General features: G+C 40.9%; 22 protein-coding genes. 7 read left to right on the forward strand and 15 right to left on the reverse strand.

Going from position 1 to position 24,380, the window contains the following annotated elements; genetic code table 11:
• Nucleotides 1-22 precede the first annotated feature (22 nt).
• Nucleotides 23-3,259 carry a WD40 repeat domain-containing protein gene (locus K1X56_09490; protein MBX7094944.1) on the forward strand — a complete coding sequence of 1,079 codons (3,237 nt, stop codon included), beginning with the start codon at nucleotides 23-25 and terminating at the stop codon, nucleotides 3,257-3,259.
• Here the strand turns inward: K1X56_09490 and K1X56_09495 are convergent, their stop codons facing one another.
• Complete coding sequence (locus K1X56_09495; protein MBX7094945.1) at nucleotides 3,260-4,429, reverse strand: PLP-dependent transferase; 1,170 nt, start codon at nucleotides 4,427-4,429, stop codon at nucleotides 3,260-3,262.
• Nucleotides 4,426-4,851 carry an OsmC family protein gene (locus tag K1X56_09500; protein MBX7094946.1) on the reverse strand — a complete coding sequence of 142 codons (426 nt, stop codon included), beginning with the start codon at nucleotides 4,849-4,851 and terminating at the stop codon, nucleotides 4,426-4,428. The genes K1X56_09495 and K1X56_09500 overlap by 4 nt, the downstream gene beginning before the upstream one ends.
• 87 nt (nucleotides 4,852-4,938) lie before the next feature.
• Here K1X56_09500 and metX point away from each other — a divergent pair, with 87 nt between their 5' ends.
• Both metX and K1X56_09510 read left to right on the forward strand, forming a co-directional pair.
• Nucleotides 4,939-5,961: a homoserine O-acetyltransferase gene (gene metX / locus K1X56_09505; protein MBX7094947.1), complete on the forward strand. Its 1,023-nt coding sequence runs from the start codon at nucleotides 4,939-4,941 to the stop codon at nucleotides 5,959-5,961.
• 63 nt (nucleotides 5,962-6,024) lie between these two features.
• Nucleotides 6,025-8,121, forward strand: a complete 2,097-nt coding sequence (locus K1X56_09510) for a gliding motility-associated C-terminal domain-containing protein (protein ID MBX7094948.1) — start codon at nucleotides 6,025-6,027, stop codon at nucleotides 8,119-8,121.
• Between the two features lie 45 nt (nucleotides 8,122-8,166).
• Here K1X56_09510 and K1X56_09515 read toward each other — a convergent pair whose 3' ends face one another.
• The 11 genes from K1X56_09515 to K1X56_09565 form a co-directional block, all read right to left on the reverse strand.
• A complete protein-coding gene (locus tag K1X56_09515; protein ID MBX7094949.1) occupies nucleotides 8,167-8,646 on the reverse strand; it encodes a C40 family peptidase in 480 nt (159 codons plus the stop codon).
• A gap of 48 nt (nucleotides 8,647-8,694) precedes the next feature.
• On the reverse strand, nucleotides 8,695-9,285 hold the full coding sequence (locus K1X56_09520; protein MBX7094950.1) for a bifunctional phosphoribosyl-AMP cyclohydrolase/phosphoribosyl-ATP diphosphatase HisIE: 591 nt from the start codon (nucleotides 9,283-9,285) through the stop codon (nucleotides 8,695-8,697).
• An 8-nt stretch (nucleotides 9,286-9,293) separates the two neighbouring features.
• A complete protein-coding gene (gene hisF, locus K1X56_09525) occupies nucleotides 9,294-10,049 on the reverse strand; it encodes an imidazole glycerol phosphate synthase subunit HisF (GenBank protein ID MBX7094951.1) in 756 nt (251 codons plus the stop codon).
• Nucleotides 10,050-10,063: 14 nt separating this feature from the next.
• On the reverse strand, nucleotides 10,064-10,783 hold the full coding sequence (gene hisA / locus K1X56_09530) for a 1-(5-phosphoribosyl)-5-[(5-phosphoribosylamino)methylideneamino]imidazole-4-carboxamide isomerase (GenBank protein MBX7094952.1): 720 nt from the start codon (nucleotides 10,781-10,783) through the stop codon (nucleotides 10,064-10,066).
• Between the two features lie 13 nt (nucleotides 10,784-10,796).
• Complete coding sequence (gene nspC, locus K1X56_09535; protein MBX7094953.1) at nucleotides 10,797-11,927, reverse strand: carboxynorspermidine decarboxylase; 1,131 nt, start codon at nucleotides 11,925-11,927, stop codon at nucleotides 10,797-10,799.
• A gap of 71 nt (nucleotides 11,928-11,998) precedes the next feature.
• Complete coding sequence (locus tag K1X56_09540; protein ID MBX7094954.1) at nucleotides 11,999-13,204, reverse strand: saccharopine dehydrogenase family protein; 1,206 nt, start codon at nucleotides 13,202-13,204, stop codon at nucleotides 11,999-12,001.
• 61 nt (nucleotides 13,205-13,265) lie between these two features.
• Nucleotides 13,266-13,853: an imidazole glycerol phosphate synthase subunit HisH gene (gene hisH, locus K1X56_09545; protein ID MBX7094955.1), complete on the reverse strand. Its 588-nt coding sequence runs from the start codon at nucleotides 13,851-13,853 to the stop codon at nucleotides 13,266-13,268.
• A 62-nt stretch (nucleotides 13,854-13,915) separates the two neighbouring features.
• The gene (locus tag K1X56_09550; GenBank protein ID MBX7094956.1) at nucleotides 13,916-14,086 is read right to left on the reverse strand and encodes a hypothetical protein; all 171 of its coding nucleotides are present in this window, start codon (nucleotides 14,084-14,086) and stop codon (nucleotides 13,916-13,918) included.
• A 35-nt stretch (nucleotides 14,087-14,121) separates the two neighbouring features.
• Nucleotides 14,122-15,534, reverse strand: a complete 1,413-nt coding sequence (locus K1X56_09555; protein ID MBX7094957.1) for a sugar transferase — start codon at nucleotides 15,532-15,534, stop codon at nucleotides 14,122-14,124.
• A complete protein-coding gene (locus K1X56_09560) occupies nucleotides 15,521-16,411 on the reverse strand; it encodes a hypothetical protein (protein MBX7094958.1) in 891 nt (296 codons plus the stop codon). The genes K1X56_09555 and K1X56_09560 overlap by 14 nt, the downstream gene beginning before the upstream one ends.
• 45 nt (nucleotides 16,412-16,456) lie before the next feature.
• Nucleotides 16,457-17,440 carry a Gfo/Idh/MocA family oxidoreductase gene (locus tag K1X56_09565; GenBank protein ID MBX7094959.1) on the reverse strand — a complete coding sequence of 328 codons (984 nt, stop codon included), beginning with the start codon at nucleotides 17,438-17,440 and terminating at the stop codon, nucleotides 16,457-16,459.
• A 110-nt stretch (nucleotides 17,441-17,550) separates the two neighbouring features.
• On the opposite strand from K1X56_09565, the gene K1X56_09570 reads away from it, so the two are divergent.
• The 4 genes from K1X56_09570 to purE all read left to right on the forward strand — a co-directional run bounded on the left by K1X56_09570 (nucleotide 17,551) and on the right by purE (nucleotide 20,788).
• Complete coding sequence (locus K1X56_09570; GenBank protein MBX7094960.1) at nucleotides 17,551-18,225, forward strand: protein-L-isoaspartate(D-aspartate) O-methyltransferase; 675 nt, start codon at nucleotides 17,551-17,553, stop codon at nucleotides 18,223-18,225.
• A 168-nt stretch (nucleotides 18,226-18,393) separates the two neighbouring features.
• Nucleotides 18,394-19,083 carry an outer membrane beta-barrel protein gene (locus K1X56_09575; protein MBX7094961.1) on the forward strand — a complete coding sequence of 230 codons (690 nt, stop codon included), beginning with the start codon at nucleotides 18,394-18,396 and terminating at the stop codon, nucleotides 19,081-19,083.
• A gap of 72 nt (nucleotides 19,084-19,155) precedes the next feature.
• A complete protein-coding gene (locus tag K1X56_09580) occupies nucleotides 19,156-20,301 on the forward strand; it encodes a 5-(carboxyamino)imidazole ribonucleotide synthase (protein MBX7094962.1) in 1,146 nt (381 codons plus the stop codon).
• Between the two features lies 1 nt (nucleotide 20,302).
• Nucleotides 20,303-20,788: a 5-(carboxyamino)imidazole ribonucleotide mutase gene (gene purE, locus K1X56_09585; GenBank protein MBX7094963.1), complete on the forward strand. Its 486-nt coding sequence runs from the start codon at nucleotides 20,303-20,305 to the stop codon at nucleotides 20,786-20,788.
• A gap of 2 nt (nucleotides 20,789-20,790) precedes the next feature.
• Here the strand turns inward: purE and K1X56_09590 are convergent, their stop codons facing one another.
• Together K1X56_09590 and K1X56_09595 are read right to left on the reverse strand one after the other, a co-directional pair.
• A complete protein-coding gene (locus tag K1X56_09590; GenBank protein MBX7094964.1) occupies nucleotides 20,791-22,368 on the reverse strand; it encodes a T9SS type A sorting domain-containing protein in 1,578 nt (525 codons plus the stop codon).
• Between the two features lie 137 nt (nucleotides 22,369-22,505).
• On the reverse strand, nucleotides 22,506-24,380 hold a 1,875-nt coding region (locus K1X56_09595), incomplete at its 5' end, for a tetratricopeptide repeat protein (GenBank protein ID MBX7094965.1).

The following is a 24,380-nucleotide window of genomic DNA, read 5'->3' on the forward strand; positions in this document are numbered from 1 at the left end:
TGCAGTTTTGAAAGAAAATCTCATGAAGAAACTGATCTTCATTTTTGTATTTACCTCTCTTTATAATTGTGCTTTTTCGCAATTAAAATTTATTCCCCAAACGGGTCACGCCGGTTGGTTCGAAATGGAAATTGCTCCCGATGGGAAACGCATGGCCAGTGGTGGACCCGAAGGCAAATTAATTCTGTGGGATCTTTCTTCGTACAAAGCCATCTGGCAGGAATACGGACATAAAAGTGCCGTAACAGCAATTGAATGGCGATTCGATAACCGTTATTTTCTCTCTGCATCGCTCGACTCCACCGTTCAGATTTACGATACGGAAGGAATGAAGAGTGTGATCACCTATCATCATTTTTACAGCGTAACAGCCGCTTCTTTTAATCCGAAAGCCGATTTGGTGGCCTATGGCGATGATCATGGAAACATACTCATGTATCACCTTGTGAAAAATGAAGAAATAATCCGCATCAATGCAGGCTCGGAAATTACAGGATTAAAATGGGCTGCGAATGGATTGGTGTTGTTTGCTTCTACAGCAGATCACGGAGTGATGGCCTATAGCATGGACACCGGAAAAAAAATTCTGGACATGGAAATAAAAAGCGGATGCAGCGGATTTCAATTAACGCCCGACAATTCCCTTTTACTCATTCACTCCAATGATGGAATCACTGAATTATGGCAGGCTACAACAGGAAAAAGTCTGGGAAGTGTAGAAAGTACGATCAGCAGTGATAGAAACGGAAATCAATGTTGGGTAGAAGCAGCAGGAACTTACGACGGAAAATTTGCAGTTACATTCGACAAAGAAAAACATTTAAAAATCGGTCACACCACCGAAGCAATGACGCTTATTTACAATACGCAAATGTTGCAGAGTGATATCCGGCTTATTAAGACAAGTCCCGCCAACAATCTTTTTGTGATGGCTGATGTTGACGGTGGAATTTGGATTTGCTTTTTTAATGAATCCGATTTTAAAGCTGAGCGTCGCCTATTCTGGCATAAACTGTTGTATGAACCGGAACGCATCCACCAATTGTATTTCAGAAAAAATGACGACATCCTCACCATGAAAGGAGGATTTCAATACGATTTTAATTTCACCACCGGCGATCTTTCCCGAAGAGAAGATGACTCTACCGTAGTAGAAAATACAAGTACGGTGATGCGCTATTTTTCTCCATCTAAAATGAAAGATGGCATTTATTACGGGGTACATACAACCAGGGACCTGATGTATAAAATAGTTGGAGATAATGTTTTTTCCATTCCCATGTTTGCTTATACAGAGGATACTTCCATCATCGGGTATATCGATAACAAACAAGTCAATTTTTACCATCTGGATGAAGCCCGTTTTCTGCTACAGAAAAAAATAGATGATGCTTCCTCAACTATATTATTTAACGGGACCTTGAATAATCGTTTTATACTTCAAGACAAAAAAGGATTGCACCTGATCGATTTAAAAACGAATTCAACCATCGATTTATCTAAATCGGCAAATCATCAATACCGCTGGTTATCGTCCGACAATAACGGCAGTTTTATTCTTGCCGCAGATGAATCCGCTACGCTTCATCGCTGGGATCTTCCTTCGGGGAATTACAAAAAATTAAGTGGTGATATTACCCAAAGTAAAATCGTGATTTTTGAGATTAGTCCCGACGGAAAAAAACTGGTAGCCGGCGAGCTGAATAAAAGCCTTAATGTTTACGATCTGGAAAGCGGGAAAAAAACAAATACGCTTAACGCAGATTTACCTCACTTAATGGCCATTTCCATTAGTAAAAACGGAAAATTTATTGCCCTTTCAGATTTAGATGGTGTAGTGCATGTTTACAGTTCAGATTTAACAAAAAACATCATCAACATCATTCCTTCTCCGAGCAATGGATTGTTAGCTTATACACCGGATCACTATTACATAGCAACAAAAGAAGCCGCTCAAAATCTGGCTATGGTCAACGGCAAAAACAGTGTGGGATTCGAGCAAATCGATTTACGCTATAATCGTCCCGATAAAGTTTTAGCGCACATCGGAAAGGCCGATCCTGATTTAATCAGTGCTTACGAACGTGCATGGAAAAAAAGAATGGAGCGCAATGGTATTAACAACACCCCACTCAATCCGGTAGTTCCTCAACTTACAATTCGTGATCTGCAAAAAATTCCTTTAACCACGGATCAGGATAATCTCAATTTAACCGTTCAGGTAAAATCGGAATCGGAATTAAAAGCTGTTAAAGTTTGGGTGGAAGGAGTTCCGGTGTTTGGTAAAGAAGGTGTAGCCATTAGCGGAAAATCGGGCGAAAAAAATCTGAATATTCCCTTATTATACGGAACCAATAAAATTGAAATTGCCGCTATTGGAAAAGACGGAACGGAATCGGCCAAGGAAGAATTATTGTTGATGTGTAAAAAAGAACAGAAACCGGAATTGTATGTATTGAGTATTGGCGTGAGTAAATACAAGGACAGTCGCTTTAATTTACAGTTTGCCGATAAGGATGCTAAAGATATTTCTTCTGTATTTTCTTCTACCAGTGCTTTCGCAAAAGTTCATCAGCAAACCATTACCAATGAGGAAGCCACCCGCGAAAAAATTCTGGCTGCGAAAAAATTTCTACTGCAATCGAAAAAAGAAGATGTAGTGGTAATATTCGTTGCGGGGCACGGTTTACGTGATGAAAACCTGGATTATTATTTTGCTACTTACGATATCGATTTCAATCATCCAGCCGAACGGGGATTATCGGATGTGGAAATGGAGAGCATGACAGATGGAATTGCCGCACTAAGAAAATTATTGTTTTTTGATACTTGTCTAAGTGGTGAGGTCGACAAGAATGAAATTGAATCCGAATTAACCATGAATGCACCAGCCGAAAATGTTCAATTTAGAAATCCGGGTGTTGGCTTAAGAAATAAAAACGGAATCGGTATTAAAAACGCTGCTTTCCTAATGAAGGAGATTTTTAATGATGTTAAACGCGGAACAGGTGCTACCATTATCAGTTCTGCCGGTGGAGCCGAATTTGCGATGGAGAGTAAAGAATGGAAAAATGGTTTGTTTACTTATTGCCTGCTTAACGGAATGAAAAATAAAGCTGCCGATAAGGATAAAGATGGTGAAGTAAGTCTCAATGAAATTCAACGATACATCCGGAAGGAAGTGACCCAACTTTCCAAAGGAAAACAAATTCCGGATTTTCGTGCCGCGAATATGGAGCTCGATTTCAGAATGTGGTAATTACAATTGAGCCAGCGACTGCTCCACATCGGATATGATATCATCGATATGTTCCAGTCCAACCGAAATACGAACCATGCCCGGTGTAATTCCAACGGCTAATCGTTCTTCTTCGCTTAATTTGGCATGCGTTGTAGAGGAAGGATGAGATGCTATACTGCGTGAATCTCCAAGATTAGCAGTAAGTGACAACATCCTTAATCCATCCAAAAATTTTCTTCCGGATCCTATTCCGCCGTTTAATTCGAAGGTGACCAATGCGCCTCCGCTATCCATTTGTTTTTTAGCAAGGGTATAATGAGGATGAGAAGGTAAAAAGGGATAAATCACTTTCGAAATTTCTTTTCTGCTTTCCATCCATTGCGCCAGTTTTAATGCGTTGGTACATTGACGCTCCATTCGCACTTCGAGTGTTTCGAGTGATTTAGAAAGCATGTAAGCATTAAAGGGTGATAAGGCGGGACCCGTACTTCTGCAGAACGCATACACTTCTTTAATGAGATGTTTGGGTCCGAGTACCACACCTCCCATCGTTCTTCCTTGTCCATCAATAAACTTGGTAGCAGAATGAATCACCAGATCAGCGCCCCATTCGATGGGACGCTGCAATAAGGGAGTAGCGAAGCAATTGTCGACCACCAACAGCAACTGATGTTTTTTTGCAAAGGCAGCCACCCATTCCAGATCGATAATTCCTAGTCCCGGGTTAGTGGGTGTTTCCACGTATACCATTTTTGTACCGGGCTTCACTTGTTTATCCCAATTGGCATAATCGTCGATATCGACATAATCGGTTTCGATATTCCATTTTGGAAATATTTTAGAAAACAAGGTATGCGTTGCTCCGAAAATAGAACGGCAGGATAAAATGCGATCGCCGCTTTTTAATAATGCTCCAAAAGTTGCAAATACGGCAGCCATTCCGGAAGCGGTAGAAAATCCGGATTCGGCGCCTTCGAGTATTCTCATTTTTTCGGTAAACTCATCCACATTCGGATTGGAGAAACGTGAATAAATCGGACGCTCAATTTCATCGGCAAAGGCAGCGCGCATTTCTTCGGCATCGTCGAATACAAAACTCGAAGTAAGATACAGCGGAACGGAATGTTCTTTAGCAGGAGATTTTTCCGTTTGAATCCGAACTGCTGATGTACTTTTTTTCTTTTTCATAATCCCGCGCCATTTACCTCAATACGATAACGAATACTTGCAGTTGGCTCCAGTGTTTTTGCCACGGAACAATATTTATCCATCGATAATTCAACAGCACGTTTCACTTTATCGGCATCCAGTTCTCCCTGCAAGCGAAAAATGACTTCTATCGATTTAAACAATGAAGGTTCTTTTCCTGCTTCTCGTTCACCATGAATTTCAATATCGATATCGCTGGCTACCTGACGTTGTTTTTGAAGAATGGAAACCACATCTATTCCACTGCAACCGCCAAGAGCAGCGAGCAATAATTCCATCGGACGAGCACCCTTTCCTTCTCCACCAATGGCGGGATTGGCATCCATATCAATGGTGTTTCCACTTTCGTTGTGTGCTCGGAAATGGAACTTGTCGTTTTCGCGGTGAACTTTAATTTTCATAGTTAAAAAGGAATAGGACAAAGATAGAAATATTGTCCCCCCTCCCCGAAATCTGACTTTACAAAAACACTATTTTTGCCCTACCCCATGCGAAAGATTTTTACCTATAACCTCCCTTTCTCGCTCGAATCCGGCGAAGTCCTTCCCCGATTGGAAATTGCTTATCATACCTATGGTCAGTTTCAACCCGGCAAGAACAATGTGGTATGGGTCTTCCATGCCCTTACTGCCAATAGTGATGCATCGGATTGGTGGAGCGGATTGGTGGGTGAAGGCAAATTGTATAATCCCCAGGATCATTTTATCGTTTGCGCCAATATCATTGGTTCCTGTTACGGATCTACCGGACCATTGAGTGTAAATCCCAAAAGTGGTCAACCTTATTTTCATTCTTTTCCATTTATCACCATACGTGATATGGTGAATGCACACCGCTTGCTTCGTCAGTTTTTAGGCATTGGTAAAATTCAATTCGGACTTGGTGGTTCTATGGGTGGATATCAATTACTCGAATGGGCCATTCAGGAACCGGATCTCTTTGAAAACATCGTTTTACTGGCAACCTCCGCCAAAGAATCGGCATGGGGAATTGCTATTCACACAGCGCAACGCATGGCCATTGAATCGGATGCCACCTGGAAAGAAGAGCAAGTTCATGCAGGTAAAAACGGTCTTAAAACGGCTCGTGGAATCGGAATGCTTACGTACAGAAATTACGAAACCTTTGTAAAAGCACAAAGCGATTCCGATGAACGCATCCGCGATTTTAGTGCTGATTCCTATATCCGATATCAGGGCGATAAATTATCGATGCGCTTTAATGCTTTCTCCTATTACACCCTCAGCCGGGCGATGGATAGTCACGATATTTCCCGCAATCGCATATCACCGGAGGTGGCCCTGCAAAAAATAAAATCCAAAACGCTGGTCATTGGCATTTCGAGCGATATTTTATGTCCACCCGCCGAACAGGAATTCCTCGCTAAAACCATTCCCGATGCAACACTCAGCATCATTGATTCGTCGTACGGTCATGATGGCTTTTTAATTGAGTTTAAGGCCATTTCCGAACAAATATCTTCCCGATTCGGCGACCTGATCAGATATTAAGTTTAGGTTTAGTAATTGTGACGATTTTTGCCGTAATTTTACATAACCTTAGAAAAGAAAACGATGAAGAAAATTCTTCTGTTTGTTGCATTGTCGGCTTCTTATGAACTGGCATTTTCCCAATGTAATTTATCCATCAATCCTTCGCAGGATACCCTCAACTGTGGTGGTGGAAACGTGAACCTTCAAGCGGTTTCGAGCGGTGGTGGAACATTTGCACTGGCGAACGATTTCAACCTTGGAAATGCCGGATCCGGATGGAATATTTCTCCTGCCGGTACCTTTACCAATCCATGCGGACCCGCTCTCGACGGAACGACCTATATGTGGATGGGTGACATGACCGCAGCCCCAAGAACATTGCAAACCGCCCCTTTGGATGTATCCTGCGGAGGCGATATTTGTTTCGATTTTAAAATGGCTGTACAGGGTCTTGGATCACCATGTGAAGGACCCGATTTAACCAGCGAAGGAGTTTACCTGGATTGGTCGATTGACGGAGGTGTTACATGGACAACCATCAACTATTTCCAACCCAATCCCGGCGGATGTTTAAATTCTTCGAATGGCGGATCAGGTTGTGACGGCGATTATACTGCATGGGCGAATTATTGTTTTACCATTCCTCCCGTTGCGCAAACAACAACTACCATTTTCCAATGGTGGCAAAGCGGAAGCTCCGGAAATTTATACGACCACTGGGGAATTGATAACGTAACCATTTCATCCCTGAATTGCTCCGGTTATTATTACGACTGGACACACATTCCCGGTAGTCCGGATGATTCCCTCATTACAGAAAATATCACTACTACAACTACTTTCGATGTATTATATACCAATGGCGTAGATGATACCTGTTATGCTTCCATCACCATTGTGGTTGACACTACACTTGATGTCAGTTTAACCTCCACAAACGAAACCTGCGACGATGCCAATAACGGAACCCTGGCCACAACTGTAGGAGGAGGATTTAATCCATACACGTATGTATTGGTAGGACCATCCGGCTCCAGTAATTCTACCGGAAATTTCAGCGGTTTAATTGATGGAAACTACACCATGCAGGTAACTGATAATATCGGCTGCTACGGAGAACAAACCGTTACGATACAACCCGGAAATCCGTTGAGCGGAAATGCAAATACGGTATTAGAAAGTTGCAATGGCGCCAATGATGGATCGGCAACTTTAACCGGCAGTGGTGGAAATGGAAATTATACTTATGCAATCAGCGGACCTATCTCTGCAAGTAATTCAAGTGGAAATTTCATTGGATTACCTTCCGGAAATTATTCGGTAAACGTAACCGATAATCAGGGTTGTGCCGGTACCTTTACATTCACGCTGAATGCTGGTCCAACCGTTAACGGAAATATCAATACAACACCTGAAACCTGTTTCGAATACAACAATGCACTTGCAGTTCCATCTGCCAATGGAGGAACAGGTCCTTACACCTACATTCTTTCCGGTCCTGTTAACGACACCATTAGCTCAGGAAACTTCAACAATCTTCCTGCAGGTAATTATTCAGTTTTAGTTACTGATGCCAACGGATGTACAGATGTACTCACGTTCACATTGAACAATGCAACTCCGGTGGTGGCAGACTTTACTGCATCACCAGTGGTGGGACCAGCACCTTTAACGGTGAATTTCACCAATCTTTCAACTGGAGCAACCAATTTCAATTGGATTTTCGGTGATGGCAACACCTCTAACGCCAGTGATCCGAGCAACACGTATACAACAGAAAGTACATTTACTGCCATCCTCATCGCATCGAATGGTCCTTGCGTTGACACGGCCATGATCGACATTACCACATTAACTTCTTCTTTCTTTTTACCCAATGTATTTTCACCCAATGGTGATGGAGACAATGATGAATTTGAATTCCAACCCATGAATGTGGTTTCATTAAGCGCACGTATTTACAATCGCTGGGGAACGCAAGTGGCAGAAATTACTTCTCCTACCGGAAAATGGGATGGAAAAGATAAAGGCGGAAAAGAATGTCCTGATGGTGTTTATTATTACGTTTTAGAAATCAACACTGCCGTTGAACCTACCGTTTACGATCCGAATCCGAGAGAATTAAGCGGAACACAATTTACCTTCAATGGAACGGTAACACTGATTAGAAAAAAATAATAAAATAGAATCAAAAGTAAAGGTCATCTGAACGATGACCTTTTTTTATTTCAATAATCGGCGAACCGAAATAAATCGCGAAGGATAATTGGAATTTTCGTAATCGGTAATGACCACTCCGGGATGTTTTTTGGAAGAGGAAGCGTGAATGAAATGAATTTTTTCGGTGGTATCGCTGATGATGATTCCTACATGTCCCACCGATTTATCATTCGGATTAGTTCCGCGGAATAAAATTATATCACCTTTTCTGGCTTCTTTTAATTCAATGGCTTCACCGGTATTAGCTAAACCTGAAGAAGACCGTTGAATGCTATATCCGAAACGGGAAAAAACATAATGCACAAAACCGGAACAATCGAAACCCGATGGTGAAGCACCGGCCCATACATAAGGCGTACCCAAAAATTCTTTTGCATACGACACCACAGAATCTGCAATGGAAACAGAATGATTCACCGCCAGAGAATCGGAAGATGAAGGTCCACCCTGCAACATCGCCGCTATGTAAAGTGCTTTAATCACACTACAAAAGTACGGCAATCGAAAAAAAAAGCGAAATTTTCTGTCACATCACTTGTGACGTGAAGCCAGGACTTCAATTACATCACTCAGTTTAAAACCTTTAGCCTGTAATAAAACCAGATAATGAAAAAGCAAATCGGCCGATTCATTGAGAAATAATTCCTGATTCTGATCTTTTGCTTCAATCACCACCTCAACGGCTTCTTCGCCCACTTTCTGCGCAATTTTATTTATTCCCATAGCAAAAAGTGAAGCAGTATATGAACTTTCAGGATTTTGATTTTTTCGTTCCGATATGACTTCTTCCAATTTGGAGAGAAAAGAAATATCAATTGAATTTTTTTCGTTCCAGCAGGTATCTGCACCGGTGTGACAAACTGGTCCCACCGGGTTAACTTTAAACAACAACGCATCCGCATCGCAGTCGACCGCCCATGAAACGAGGTTTAAAAAATTCCCGGACGACTCACCTTTCGTCCACAATCTGTTTTTACTTCTGCTGAAAAAAGTAATTTGTTTTTCGTTTAAGGTTTTATCAAATGCTTCCTGATTCATATAACCCAGCATTAACACTTTACCTGAGTGATGATCCTGAATAATGGCAGGAATTAATCCGTTGGAATCGTAGTTTATATTCATAGCTGAAGTTATAGACGGACAGAAATATGTTTTGATTTTAAGTAGGCTTTTAATTCGGGAACGGGTATTTCCCCAAAGTGAAAAATACTGGCTGCCAATGCTGCATCCGCTTTTCCATTGGTAAACACTTCTTCGAAATGCGCCATTGTCCCTGCGCCCCCACTGGCAATTACAGGAATATTTACCGATTCGGATAATTGACGAAGCGCTGAACAGGCAAAACCTTGTTTGGTTCCATCATGATCCATTGATGTAAATAACAATTCCCCTGCTCCTCGTTCTTCTGCTTCTTTTGCCCATTGAAACAGATCCAGATCCGTTGCAATTCGTCCACCGTTCAAATGCACTTTCCATTGATCATTCACCAAACGTGCATCGATGGCAACAACAACACACTGCGATCCGAATTTAGCCGCCAGTTCGGTGATTAATTCAGGATTTTTTACGGCCGAGGAATTGATTGAAATTTTATCGGCGCCGGATTGTAATAAAACGGAGACATCTTCTACAGAGGAGATTCCGCCTCCCACCGTAAATGGAATATTAATCGCCTGTGCAATTTTTCGCACTAATTCACTAAGTGTTTTTCTTTTTTCGTTGGTGGCAGTAATATCTAAAAACACCAATTCATCTGCACCAGAATCGGCATATGCCTTTGCCAGCTCAACGGGATCACCGGCATCACGAAGATCAATAAAGTTGACGCCCTTCACCGTTCTTCCGTCCTTAATATCCAGACATGGTATAATTCGTTTGGTCAGCATACTCCAAAACTAAATCATGCGTGAAACAAACTCAAATCGTTTAATTTGATTTTGCCCTCATAGATGGCTTTACCAATGATGCATGCGTACAATCCTTTCTCTCTTAAACGGTATAAATCATCCATCGATGCCACGCCGCCACTTGCAATCAGTTTTAGATTAGGAGTTTCATTCAAAATTTTCTCGTACAAAGCGAATGAAGGTCCTTCCAACATTCCGTCTTTGCTAATATCGGTACAAATGCAATATTCAATTCCCTTTTCGCTATAATCACGAATAAAATCATAAATGAATTCATCCGTTTCTTCCAACCAGCCGGAAACTGCAATGCGTTCGTTTTTTGCATCTGCTCCCAGAATTATTTTTTCGGATCCGAATTGGGAAATCCAGCTTAGAAATGTTTCTTTATTTTTAACGGCAATACTTCCGCCGGTAATTTGTTTTGCTCCACATTCAAATGCAATGCGTAAATCGTTGTCGGATTTTAATCCACCTCCAAAATCGATATGCAGCGATGTTTCGTTGGCTATTTTTTCAAGGACTTTCCAATTGATAATTTTTCCTGCCTTTGCCCCATCCAAATCCACCAAATGCAAATTCCGAATTCCCGCATCCTGAAATTGCATGGCGATTTCGAGTGGATGCTCGTTATAAATTTTCTTCTGGCTATAATCGCCTTTGGTTAGCCGGACACATTTTCCGTCGATGATATCTATGGCAGGAATTAATCGCATTAACCAATTTTATTTAACTCATTCTTGATTTATAATCTTCATATCCGAATTTACGGATCAGTTTAAATTGCTGATCGGCAGTCCACATTCCATAGGAAGGATGTTTCACTCCATTGAACATGGTGGTCTTTACCATGGTATAGTGAATCATATCATCAAACACCATTGTATCGCCGATCTGCAATTCCTTTTCAAAGGAATATTCGAACATATAATCGCCACTTAAACAACTGGTCCCTCCCACCCGATACGTCGGTTTTCCCTCTACAGGATCCGTAGCTCCCCAGATTTTGGGTCGGTATGGCATTTCAAGACAATCCGGCATATGTGCGGTAAAGGAAACATCCAGCATAGCAGTTTTAACACCGTTATTTTCCACGATATCGAGTACGGTCGACACGAGATAACCCGTTCGCCATGCAAAGGCTGAGCCGGGCTCTAAAATCACTTGCAGATTCGGGTAGCGTTGTTTAAATGCTGTTAATACACCAATGAGATGTTGAATATCGTAACCTTCGCGCGTCATTAAATGTCCGCCACCAAAATTCACCCATTTGCATTGTGGTAAAAGATGACCAAATTTCTTTTCGAAAGCCTGCAGTGTTTTTTCAAGTGTATACGAATCATTTTCGCATAGGGCATGAAAATGTAAACCTTCAATTCCTTCCGGAAGTTTTGCACCAAAATGTTCGGAAGAAACACCCAGTCGCGAATTGGGTGAGCAGGGATTATACAATTCGGTGGTTACTTCCGAATATTCGGGGTTTACGCGAATACCGATTGACACCCCTTTTACTTTGCATTTTTCTTTATAGCGTTCAAACTGCGAAAGCGAGTTAAATGTCATTACCGAAGAATATTCGAGTAATTCATCCACCTCATCAGGAGAAATCGCTACTACGTAGGAATGCGCTTTGGTTTTCATTTCTTCATAACACAAACGCGCTTCATTGAGCGAACTGGCGGTAGCACCTTTGATGTATTCGCGCACAATTGGGAAAGTACTCCACATGGAGAAACCTTTAAATGCAAGAATAATTTCTACACCTGCCGATTGAGCAACGTGGCGAATCAGCGATAAATTTTTTCGCAATAATTCTTCTTCAATCACATAACAGGGCGCCGGTATTTTTTCGATTTCTATAGCCATAACGTGCTAAAAAAAAGGCTGAATTCAAATCTGAACTCAGCCTTTCATGATAAATAAAAGCTGATTTAGTTCAGTTCAAGATCTACATTATGCAATTCATGCCAAGGCAATCCTTGTTTGTTTAATTGTTCCATGAACGGATCCGGATCGAATTGTTCAACATTGAACACACCTGCTCCACCCCATTTTCCGGTTAAGAACATCATTGCACCAATCATAGCAGGAACACCGGTAGTATAACTTACGGCTTGCGTTCCGGTTTCTTTAAATGCAATTTCGTGCGAGCAATTGTTATAAACGTAGTACGTTTTTTCTTTACCGTCTTTTATTCCTTTAATTCTGCAACCAATGGAAGTTTCTCCTTTGTAGTTTTCACCAAGGTCACCCGGATTAGGAAGAACGGCTTTTAAAAATTGAATCGGAACGATTTCTTTTCCTTCATAAATGATAGGATCAATACGCGCCATTCCGATGTTTTGTATAACGCGGAGATGGGTTAGGTATTCCTGACCGAATGTCATCCAGAAACGCGCACGCTTAATGGTCGGGAAATTTTTCACCAACGACTCCAGCTCTTCGTGATAGATGAGGTAGGATTCTTTGGGACCAATATTCGGATAGTTCAAGGGCATGTGAATTTCATGCGGTTCGGTTTCTACCCATTGTCCGTTTTCCCAATATTTACCTTTTTGAGTCACCTCACGGATATTGATTTCAGGATTAAAATTGGTAGCAAAAGCCTTACCGTGGTCACCTGCATTACAATCTACGATATCGAGGTAATGCATTTCATCGAAATGATGTTTTGCTGCATAAGCTGCATATACACCTGTAACTCCTGGGTCAAATCCGCAACCCAGAATAGCCGTTAATCCGGCTTGTTTGAATTTCTCCTGATAAGCCCATTGCCATTTGTATTCAAATTTAGCTTCATCTTTCGGCTCATAATTGGCTGTATCCATGTAATGGGTACCTGTTGCGAGACAAGCATCCATTATGGTTAAATCCTGATAAGGTAATGCAAGATTAACCACCAATTTTGGCTGATGCTTCTTAAACAATGCGATCAATTCCGCCACATTATCGGCATCTACCTGATCGGTTTGAATACTCACACCCAATTGCGCTTTAATATCAGCCGCAATTTTGTCGCACTTGGATTTAGTACGACTGGCAAGAACAATCTCAGTGAAAACACCGGGATTCATGGCGCATTTGTAAGTGGCGACTTGTCCAACCCCACCGGCACCGATAATCAGAACTTTCGACATTTCTATTTAATTTAAGGCTGCAATAATAGCAATTTTGAACCTACCCTGAAAGAGGAAAATGTTATGAAATGGAAAGGAAATTCTGAAGCATCCTTTCCCCGGCCCTTCCGCTTTTTTCCGGATGAAATTGCACTGCATGGAAATTGTTCCGCTTTAAAGAAGCAGAAAAGGGCAAAATATAATCCGTAATGGCCGAGGTACATAACCCAGTTTCAGCAAAATAGCTGTGAACATAATAGACAAACTCATGCTCATTCAGTCCCGCATATAAGGTATCGGAATACGACGAAATCGAATTCCAGCCTACGTGTGGTACTTTTTCGGCAGCAGCAGGAAATCGCATCACCCGGTGAGGAAAAACGCCAAGACAGGTGGTATTTCCTTCTTCTGACGATTCGCAAAGTAATTGCATACCGAGGCAAATCCCCAAAACCGGTTGCTTTAAAGAAGGAATAACTTGATCCAGACCACGACTTTTTAGAATTTCCATAGCAGAAGAAGCTTCGCCCACACCAGGAAAAATAACCCGGTCGGCCGATTGAATCAATTCAGGATCTGCTGTTAGGTTCCCCTTGGCGCCAATTCGCTCCAGGGCGAACAAAACCGACTGAACATTTCCGGATCCGTAATCGATAACAGCAATTTTCATAGGACAAAAATGCGTGAAAATTCGGGCTAATCAAAAGCAAAAAAATCAAAAAGCCCCAGGGATTAATCGTTGAGATGCTGACGAGCGAATTTTACGACGAAGCGCAAGAGGAAGGACATTAACAAACCGACTATGCCAATTACAATTCCCATTATAAAAGCGGAACGTTCTTCTGCTGTTCCTTTCCAACCTATCCGGGTATAAATAGCGTAGGAAATAAAAAATAAAGACATTGCAATAATTACAAATTGCATTACGCGAAGAACAATCATTTTCCTTTTCCTTTAAAAATAATAAGTAGCGTAAAAAACATGATTTTAATATCGAGAGCCAATGTCATGTTCTCAATATAAATCAAGTCATATTTCATACGCTGAATCATTTGGTCAACATTCTCGGCATACCCGTATTTTACTTGTCCCCACGAAGTAATTCCGGGGCGCACTTTGTTCAGGTATTTGTAATGTGGAGCAATGGTAGAAATCTGATCGATATAAAATTGACGTTCGGGGCGTGGTCCAACAAGCGACATATCGCCGAGTATTACATTGACAAATTGCGGAAATTCATCCAATCTGGTTTTGCGCAAAAAGCGTCCAACAGAAGTGATGCGGGAATCGTTTTCGGAAGATAATTGTGGTCCATTACTTTCTGCATTTACCACCATTGAACGAAACTTGATAATTTTAAATGGTCTACCATTTAAGCCCACGCGTTCCTGAAGGAAAAAAATAGGTCCTTTTGAACTAAGTTTTATTGCTAAAGCAATAATGAGAAATAGCGGTAAACATAAAACAAGTGAAATAAGGGATATAATGACATCCATTAATCGTTTTACGGAGGCTTGCCATGCAGGCATTAGTTCCGTTTTTATTTCAATTAAAGGTGCTCCGTAAATATTGGTCATTTTCACCGAACCGGTGAGAATATCGTACATATCCGGAATCACGTGCAATTTTAAATTCTCACCTTCCAGTTCCGAAATTATTTTTTTCAAACTCTCGTGCTCTGAACTTTCAATGGCAATGATAGCTTCTTCAATATTTTTATCCCTTAATACAGTTCGAATCTCATTGGCATACTTACCTAAATAAGGTAAATCCGATTCACGTAATTGATTGTCTACTCCATTAATACTTACGAATCCCACAAATTTAAATCCGGGAGATTGTTTCATTTCCGAAATCTCGTTGTAAATATTTAATGCATTTGCATTTCCTCCAATGAGCAGGGTATTGAAACCGATTTTCCGTTGATGAATTCTCCGCACCAGTCGCGATGTAAAAAAAATACGTGGAATAAACGTGAGAAAAAAGTGGACACTGAACAATACCAAAAAAGCAAGATAATAATGCTTATAGCTAAACACTTTGTCATCCAGAATTAATACGAAAAACAAAAATAAAACACCGATCAAGGTTTGAATTAATGTAAAACCTAAATCCTGGATTCGGTGTTTGCGAAATACGTTGGAATAATATCCGCTCAGGTAATACAATGTTATCCAATATACCGGAATAATAATTAATCCGCGGTAGAAATTATCATCCAGAATTAATTCTGATTTCTCAATGTAAATTTTTCGAAATGCAAAAAAGATCACCCAGGTGATGGCAGAAGAAATCAGATCTGAAACCAGATATTTTGTAACCTGAAAAGCTCTTGCATTAATTATTGCCATACACGAGCTTTACATTGTCGATGAGCACCAGCGGTTCGGTGATACCCTCATCTTTGGTCATTTTAAAATAAATTTCATAATAAAGTGCGTTCAGATTAGAGCTGACCAGCTCCGTCATTTCGCAATACATTTTTTTCCAAACCAGATTTCCGTTATCGTCGTAACTCGGACGAATAATGGTATTGTCCTGGTTAACCACATTTCCACTCATCACACTGGTTAGTCCAACTGAAAATGTGTTATTGGCTTTATAATTCAATTCCAGATACACCGGAACGCCACCAATGGGTAAATCAAAATTTTCTGCAGTTGCTGCTTTAAAATAAATCTGATTTGCCGATAATGTCATCACACCGGAAGCTCCTCCTTCGAAATATTCACCCGGTGTTGTGGTCCTGGCCATTGATGTATCACTTAACGGATCCTGCAAAAAGGGAATAAAGGGATCCGTAAAATCCTCAATCCAAAAATTCATTTCCGTGTTCGGGTAATAGGTTACAATTGGCTGATATGCGCCTTGAAGCGTATCCACCATTCCACTACGCAACGTATATGAATTTAAAATATAAGGTTGATAAAAGGGATATCTTCTTCGGTGAGACGAAATTCCATCTGCCTTTATGCCACCATAAATGGTGATTTTGTGCGGACCATCTCCTATAATAGGTATACGTGCCGGCAATGAAAAACATCCAACGGCATTATCATCCACATAAACCCATGCGTCAACAATGTCATCCGAATTGGTTCCTTGTCCGGAAGTTGTTTGAACCTGAATATCCTTGATGTAAATATAAGATGGCACAACGCCACTATCCTTGTGACAGGAAATTAAGAATAAAGCCAGCAAGAGGCTAAGTGTGTAGCGCGTGTTCATACAAGGGAGTCCCTGAAAGAACGCAAAGTTATCCTTTTTATTTTGCTAGGAGATACCTGAAGTGACTTCCATTTTCTCAATCACCTTATAAGCCACATCCAGCGCCTGTAGTCCGTCCGACAAAGTAACCGGGGGCTGGGTACCACTCATGATGGCTTGAGCAAAGGATTGTAGCTCGTCACGAATGGCATTAGTTTCCTTTATATCAGGCTTTTCGAAAAATATTTCGCGTTTACCTTTGTTGCCTCCTAAGTCAATCATAAAGGCAAAGGGGTCGGGTTCTCCCACAGGTTGTTTCATTCGTACCACTTCCGATTTTTTTTCGAGGAAATCGACGGATATATAAGCATCCCGTTGGAAAAAGCGGGTTTTGCGCATATTCTTCAATGAAATTCTGGATGCGGTCAGATTGGCAACACAACCATTATCAAATTCGATACGGGCATTTGATATATCCGGAGAATCTGAAACTACGGCTACACCTGAAGCACTGATTCGTTTGATGTTCGATTTAACAACACTTAATATGATGTCGATATCGTGAATCATTAAATCCAGCACCACACTTACATCGGTGCCACGTGGATTCCACACCGCTAAACGGTGACATTCAATAAACATGGGTTGCTGAAAAAATGGAATGGCTCCTCTGAATGCGGGATTAAAGCGCTCAACGTGGCCGACTTGTCCAATCACTTTCGCCTCCGCTGCCAGATTCATTAATATTTTTGCTTCATCTACAGTTGTCGTTATTGGTTTTTCCACGAATACGTGACGAAATTTCCGAAGGCATTTTTGTGCGCAATCGAAATGGGTGATGGTGGGTGTAACAATATCTATGGCATCGCAGGCATCAATCAATTCTTCCATGCTGGAAAAGCGATGCACTCCAAAACGCTCGATGGCCTGATCTGCATTCTGATCATCCGGATCGTAAAATCCTACCAATTGCAATTCGGGTACTTCTCCAATGCATTTCATGTGGATTTTACCTAAATGTCCGGCTCCAAAAACTCCAATCTTTACCATAGTTCTATTGTTGAAAAAACTCGTGATAAAATTACCACCCCCAGGGCCTTTACGGAAGCTGCTTCATTGTAATTTTCAACAGTGAATTGTCGCTAAGTGGATTTATGCAGATAACGGATTCGTTCAAGCAAAAAGGGATGAGGAGAAAGATGATTGATCGTCTCCGCACCCGTGGTATTTTCGATGAGCCTTTATTAGAGGCCTTCGATCGAATTCCGCGTCATATTTTTCTTGGTGATAATGCCTTCGATGAGCACGCTTATGAGGAGAAAGCCTTTCACATTGGTGCCGGCCAAACCATTTCCAATCCTTTTACCGTTGCCTTTCAAACTCAATTGCTGGAGATAAAAAAAGGTGAAAAAGTGCTTGAAATTGGGACAGGCTGTGGGTATCAGACTGCAATATTATGTCAACTTGGCGCAAAGGTCTTTTCCATCGAACGTCAGCGCGAACTGTTCGATAAAGCCAAAATCACGCTTAATCAACTGAATTTCAGTCCCCGATTATTTTATGGCGATGGATTTAAAGGTCAGCCTGCTTTTGCCCCTTATGATAAGATTATTGTCACCTGTGGTGCCCCATTTGTCCCCCAGGATTTGGTGGATCAATTAAAAACCGGAGGAATTATGGTTATTCCGGTGGGCGAGACCGAGCAGGACATGATATATATCATAAAAAATGCTGACGGTAGTCTTGAAACCAGAGACTTAGGTAAGTTTAAATTTGTCCCGATGCTTGAAGAGAAGCAGCGGTCGAACGAAAAATTATTTTTCAGAAAACCGTAACTTTCCCAAAAAGCGCCCGTTTAACTGCCTGTTTTAAACATTTATTGTTAATAACATCGTTCTTTGTTAATAACTTACTTTCGCCAAAATTGGTAAGTTTGACTGCCACAATTGATTTGTGGCATAATATTGGTAACTTCATTCGCAAACTTTAAAAACCGAATAACAATGAAAAAGAACCTTTTGCTTGTTGCTGCATTTGCAGCATTTGGTCTTACAGCTTCAGCTCAGAAGCCTACTGAAGGAAACAACTCTTCACTTGAAGTAGGACTTAACTTCGGAGAAAACGGTGGTGAAACTTTCACTGCACCTGCTCTTAAGTATCGTTATTTTATCGCTCCAAACATGGCAGTTCGTTTCGGACTTAGCCTTGATGGTTCTAAAACTGTAAACAAATTCTACGAAAACGCTGACTACACTGGTGGTACAGGTGAGCAAACTTTGACTGACGGTTCTTGGGCTGTTGCTCCAGGTTTCGAATATCACTTTGCTGGTACTGACAAACTTTCTCCTTATGCTGGTGTTACTTTAATGTTTGGTGGAATGAAATCTACTGAAGAGTGGGCTAACTTCGACGGTTCTGCTTATTCTTCAACTGTAACTGCAGGTGATTTCGAATCTAAAAGCTCAATGATGGGTTGGGGTATCGTAGCTGGTATGGACTACTACTTCGCTGAAAACATCTTTGTAGGAGCTGAATTTGGTTACATGGGTTCTTCTTGGACTGACAAAGGTGGATCTTCTTCAGTAACTGTAAGTGGTACTACTGTATCTACTACAACTCCTGAAGGTCTTACTAAGAACTCTGGACGTGGTTTCGGTGCTCAAGCTGGAATCCGTGTAGGTTGGAGATTCTAATCTTAACTGATTATATCAAGCAAAAGTCCTCACCAATGGTGGGGACTTTTTTTTTGCGTGTATATTTGCGCAATGGCACATCACTTTTATCATCCTTCTTTTAAACTTGGAATTTTAGGCGGCGGTCAACTCGGCCGTATGTTTATTCAGGAAGCGATTAATTTAAATGTTAATGTCGGCATCCTCGATCCGGACATCAATGCTCCTTGCAAACATTTGGTTGAAGAATTCACTTGCGGTTCATTGCAGGATTTCGATACGGTGATGAATTTTGGGAAGGACAAAAGTGTGCTTACTATTGAAATAGAACATGTAAATGTTGATGCCCTTGAAGCATTAGAAAATAGCGGAAAAAAAGTTTTTCCTCAACCCAGGGTTCTTCGCATTGTACAGGATAAAGGACTTCAAAAAGAATTTTACACCCAGCATCAAATTCCCACGGCACCTTATTTTCTAGTGGAGAACAAGAGTGAAATTTCTACATACGCCGGTGAGTTTCCATTTTTTCAGAAGATGAGAAAAGGCGGTTACGATGGTAAAGGCGTAACTAAACTGGATAATCCTGCTGACCTCAGTAAAGCATTTGATGTGCCCAGTGTGCTGGAGAAATTGGTACCCTTTAAAAAAGAAATCTCAGTAATTGTATCTCGCAATGAAGATGGAGAAATGTCGCATTTTCCGGTGGTAGATTGCGAGTTTAATCCGGAGGCCAATCTGGTTGAATTTTTATTTGCGCCTGCCGATATCGATGAAGCCGTTGAAAAAAATGCAATTGCGATTGCACGAAAAGTAATTGAAGCCTTAGACATGGTGGGAATACTTGCGGTAGAAATGTTTTTAATGGACGACGGCAGTATTCTCGTTAACGAAATTGCACCTCGTCCACATAATAGTGGTCACCATACCATCGAAGGCAACATCACTTCTCAATACGAACAACATCTAAGAAGCATTTTAAATTTACCTCCCGGAAGTACGGACACTTTACGTCCCGCAGTGATGGTAAACATTTTGGGAGAGCCCGGTTTTGAAGGGGATGCCATTTATGAAGGCCTGGAAAAAATATTGGATATGCCCGGAGTGTTTGTCCATTTATACGGTAAAAAAACCACCAAACCATTCCGGAAAATGGGTCACGTTACCATTATTGCCAGCAATATAAAACGTGCCCGCGAAATGGCATTTATTGTAAAAGAAACCTTAAAAGTAAAAGCATAATATGAGCGCGAAAGTTGGAATAATTATGGGGAGTAAATCGGACTTACCCATTATGCAGGAAGCTGCGGATGTTTTAAAAGAATTCGGTGTGCCATTCGAAATTACCATTGTATCGGCACACAGAACTCCCGAACGCATGTTCGATTATGCCAAAACTGCAGCAGAGCGCGGATTGCAGGTTATTATTGCCGGTGCCGGAGGTGCAGCGCATTTACCGGGTATGACAGCTTCTCTTACTGCTTTACCTGTTATTGGTGTGCCGGTTAAATCTTCCAATTCAATTGATGGATGGGATTCTGTTTTATCCATTTTGCAAATGCCATCCGGTGTTCCTGTTGCTACTGTTGCATTAAACGGAGCAAAAAATGCAGGAATATTAGCAGCGCAAATTATAGGTGCATCTGATGCAGCCTTATTGAAAAAAATTGAAGCATTTAAAAAAGATTTAAATGATAAGGTAATGCAGATGGTAAAAGAAATGAAATAAGATCATTCATTTTTTATCCATTTCATCGTTACCACATTCTCCTGATTCTTTATTTGTATCAAATAACAACCTGCGCTTAATTCGGATCCAAATCGGTTATCTGAATTTCTCCAGGAGGGAATTTCATTGAGTAATTTTCCCTGGAAATCATAAATGGAAATGGATACATCGCTGTTTACTCCTTCTATGGAAAATGAGTGGATGGAAGGATTGGGGAATAGAATATAATTTTCATTCTGTTCCTGTTGAGTAATCGAAGTAGCTGTTGAAAGTGAAACATTGCGCAGTAAAAATTTTCCTTCATCAAAGGGATCATTGCTGGTATTAATGGTAATTCCTCCTACTAAAAATCCCGATTCTAACACCAGTGCTTCTCCAATGGATTCATGAAAAGCATAACCTGCATTTCCAAATCCGCTGATCTGATTGCTGAAATTAGTTTCCACAAAATGTGTTTCAGTGTAAACACTACCTGAAATGGAGGTATCGTTTAACGAAACAACCGACATTCCGTTGATTTCTGCTAGTGATGCTGAAGTATAAAACCAAATTTTTCCCTGATCGTTGTATTTCACACTGTGATATAATAAATCTGTTCCAACAGCCGGGGCATCGAGGATTGTTCCGTTTTCTACAATGAGCGGGATAAAACGATTAATTCCATTGGTAAGAGTTTGTCCAGCATAATTAAAACCAAACACTCCTGTCCCACTTCGGTCGTACACATTAGCGGTTAAACAATAATCATTATTATCATTCACCTGAAGATCTTGTAAATCGAACCCTGCATCGCTGCTGGATAAAACGTGTTGAATGGAAGAAGTAGTGTTTAGATCCCAGTTAACAATCAACGTCAAGTAATCTGCTGATGCTTCAATTGGATCTAAAGCATAATTATTCATTAACACATTTCGGTCGGCCGCATCCGCATTCAATGCCATTATTACACCATTGTTCTGCACAGCGATTTGAAGTTGACTACCCCATGGTGAACCGGAATATGGAAGTATCCATTGTGAAATAATTTGAAAATTGGAGTTGATCTGCACAGCGAACACAAATGATGAAGGAGCATTTACGGTTTGTGCAGCCAATGAAAATGTAGGCGCAAACGATTCACCCGTGATTAAAAGATTTCCGTTTTGCAAGAGGCTTAGTCCACTGAAGTTAATCGCTCCTGTACTTACTATGGATTGCGATTGCATGGTGATTCCGGTAGTTGAATTCAGAATGTGGAGAGAATCGCTGGTAAGCACCATAATATTCCCGCCGGGAAGAAAGACTGCATCCATGGCTCCATGAATGGAAGCATGAATCCAACTTACATTACCATTGCTGTTTTGCAGCATCACAAAAGTGCTTGGTCCCTGATTTAATTCCGGGTAAGTAACATTTCCCAAACTCAAATTTCCTCTGCGAAATTCTCCAACACTAAGGATATCGCCATTACTATTTTTCTCCATCGATTTCATCCAGCTGGAAGATGTTCCCTGAGCAGAAAGCGCCCATTCTTCATTGGAGATGAGTTGTGCATTTAATACATTCGAAATTAAAAGCAGAAGGAAAAGCGTCTTTTTCATAACCGTGATTGTATGATGTAAAGTTCGCTGATCGTAAAGCCGGAGAACAGATGATAAACACGGGATTTAGAATGCCGATTCGGTTATGCATTTTTACTTAAAGGACCAGAATGAAATAGGTAGAATTACCTAAGGACTCAGGAAATACGTATGGCTAAAACGCAAACATCATCAATTTGCTCATGGTTTCCTTTCCATTGATGGAATGCCTGATGAAGAAAGCTAATCAACTCAGCCGGATGATGTGAAGAACACGATTGAAGCACTTCTTTCAATCCTTTTACCCTCATTTTTTTTCCCCGGTCGCCACCAAATTGATCGGCATATCCATCGGAGAACATGAGCAATAAATCATTTTTCTGAAGAATAGTTTGATGGGTGGTAAAAGACTTATGAATATCCATTCCACCGATGGATTGTTTATCGCCCTGCCATTCGAGGATTTCCTGATTTCGGATAATCCATAGTGGATTATTTGCCCCTGCCCAGGTTAACCGATAATCGGAAGGATCGAAACAGGCGAGAGAAATATCCATTCCGTCGCGCACTTCTTCGCTCGATTTCGAAAATGTTTTTTCGACTCCAACTGAAACGGCGTCTAAAATTAATCCGGGATCGGTGACATGTTCTTCCAGAATGGTTTTAGACAATGCATTGGAACATACAACACTCACCATCGCCCCGGGAACGCCATGTCCGGTGCAATCTGCCACACCGAAAATAATTTTAGAATTCAACTGTTCCAGAAAGAAAAAATCTCCCGCAACAATATCTTTTGGCAAATACAAAACATCGGCTTCACCCAATGATCGTCGAAAATCTTCTATTGGAGGAAGAATGGCATCTTGTAATCGTTTGGCATAAGAAATTGAATCCAAAATCTCCCGGTTTTTTTCATCCACAATGGCCTTCTGAAATTCGATTTCCCGTTTTTGTAATCGTGTAATCCGAAATCTGCGGTACAATAAAATGGCGAATACTGCAATGAGAATTAATGTAATTGAAACACTGATAATAATCAGGCGTTGCCGTTTACTCGCCTCGCGGTGTACAATTTCTTTTTGTTCCTGTTCTCTGATGAATTCATTTTCCTTCTTGGAGAAATTCAACAACATCGATTGTCGCACCGTTTCATCGCGGTTTTGCTGACTCTGCAACGAATCGCGCATGGTGATAGAAAGTTTATATAATTCAAGTGCCGATTTGTAATCGCCTTTTTTCTCTTTTACTCGTTCCATCATTCGGGCAGAACGCATAATTAATTCCGGATAACCCAACTCTTCTGCAATGTCTAAAGCCCGTTGTGCATGTTCTTCTGCTTTATTCATTTCGCCCTTTACCAGTGCAATTTCCGACATATTCTCATTGGAAAAAGCAATTCCCGATTTATCTCCCACTTCTTCGCGCAGTTGTAAACTTTGCGTATAGCAACGCAAGGCCTGGTCGTAATTTCCCACCGCATAATAGACCGATCCCATATTGGCAATGGCATAGGACATACTTCGTTTATCTCCGAGTTTTTCAGAATAATTATAGGATTTGATATCATGTTCCAATGCCTGCTGATAGGCTTTCATGCGCTCGTAGAGATAACCAATATTGTTATGGACATAGGCCAATCCCTGCAAATCGTTCATATCCATAAAAATCGATTCCGAATTTTTATAGTACTCCATGGCTAATTCCTTATTTCCTAATTCATCATGCACACTGGCAAGATTTAAATAGCAATAAGAAGAACTTTTAAAATCGCCAATGGAATCGAGAATTCGAACACTGCGGTACAGGTATTTTACGGAGGTATTCATTTCTCCGAGTTGGTAATAAACCAGCCCGATATCATTGAGTGCCTCCGCTACATCGAGAGCTGATTGCAGGTATTCAAAAATAAATTTTGCCTTTTCGTATTCACTTTTAGCTTCAAAAACGGAACCTGAATTTTTCAGCAATATTCCGTGATGAAGATATTGGCGTCCCAATAAATACAAAACCCGATTATTGATTCCTTTATT

This window comes from Flavobacteriales bacterium (genome assembly GCA_019694795.1).
GTDB lineage: Bacteria > Bacteroidota > Bacteroidia > Flavobacteriales_D > UBA2798 > UBA2798.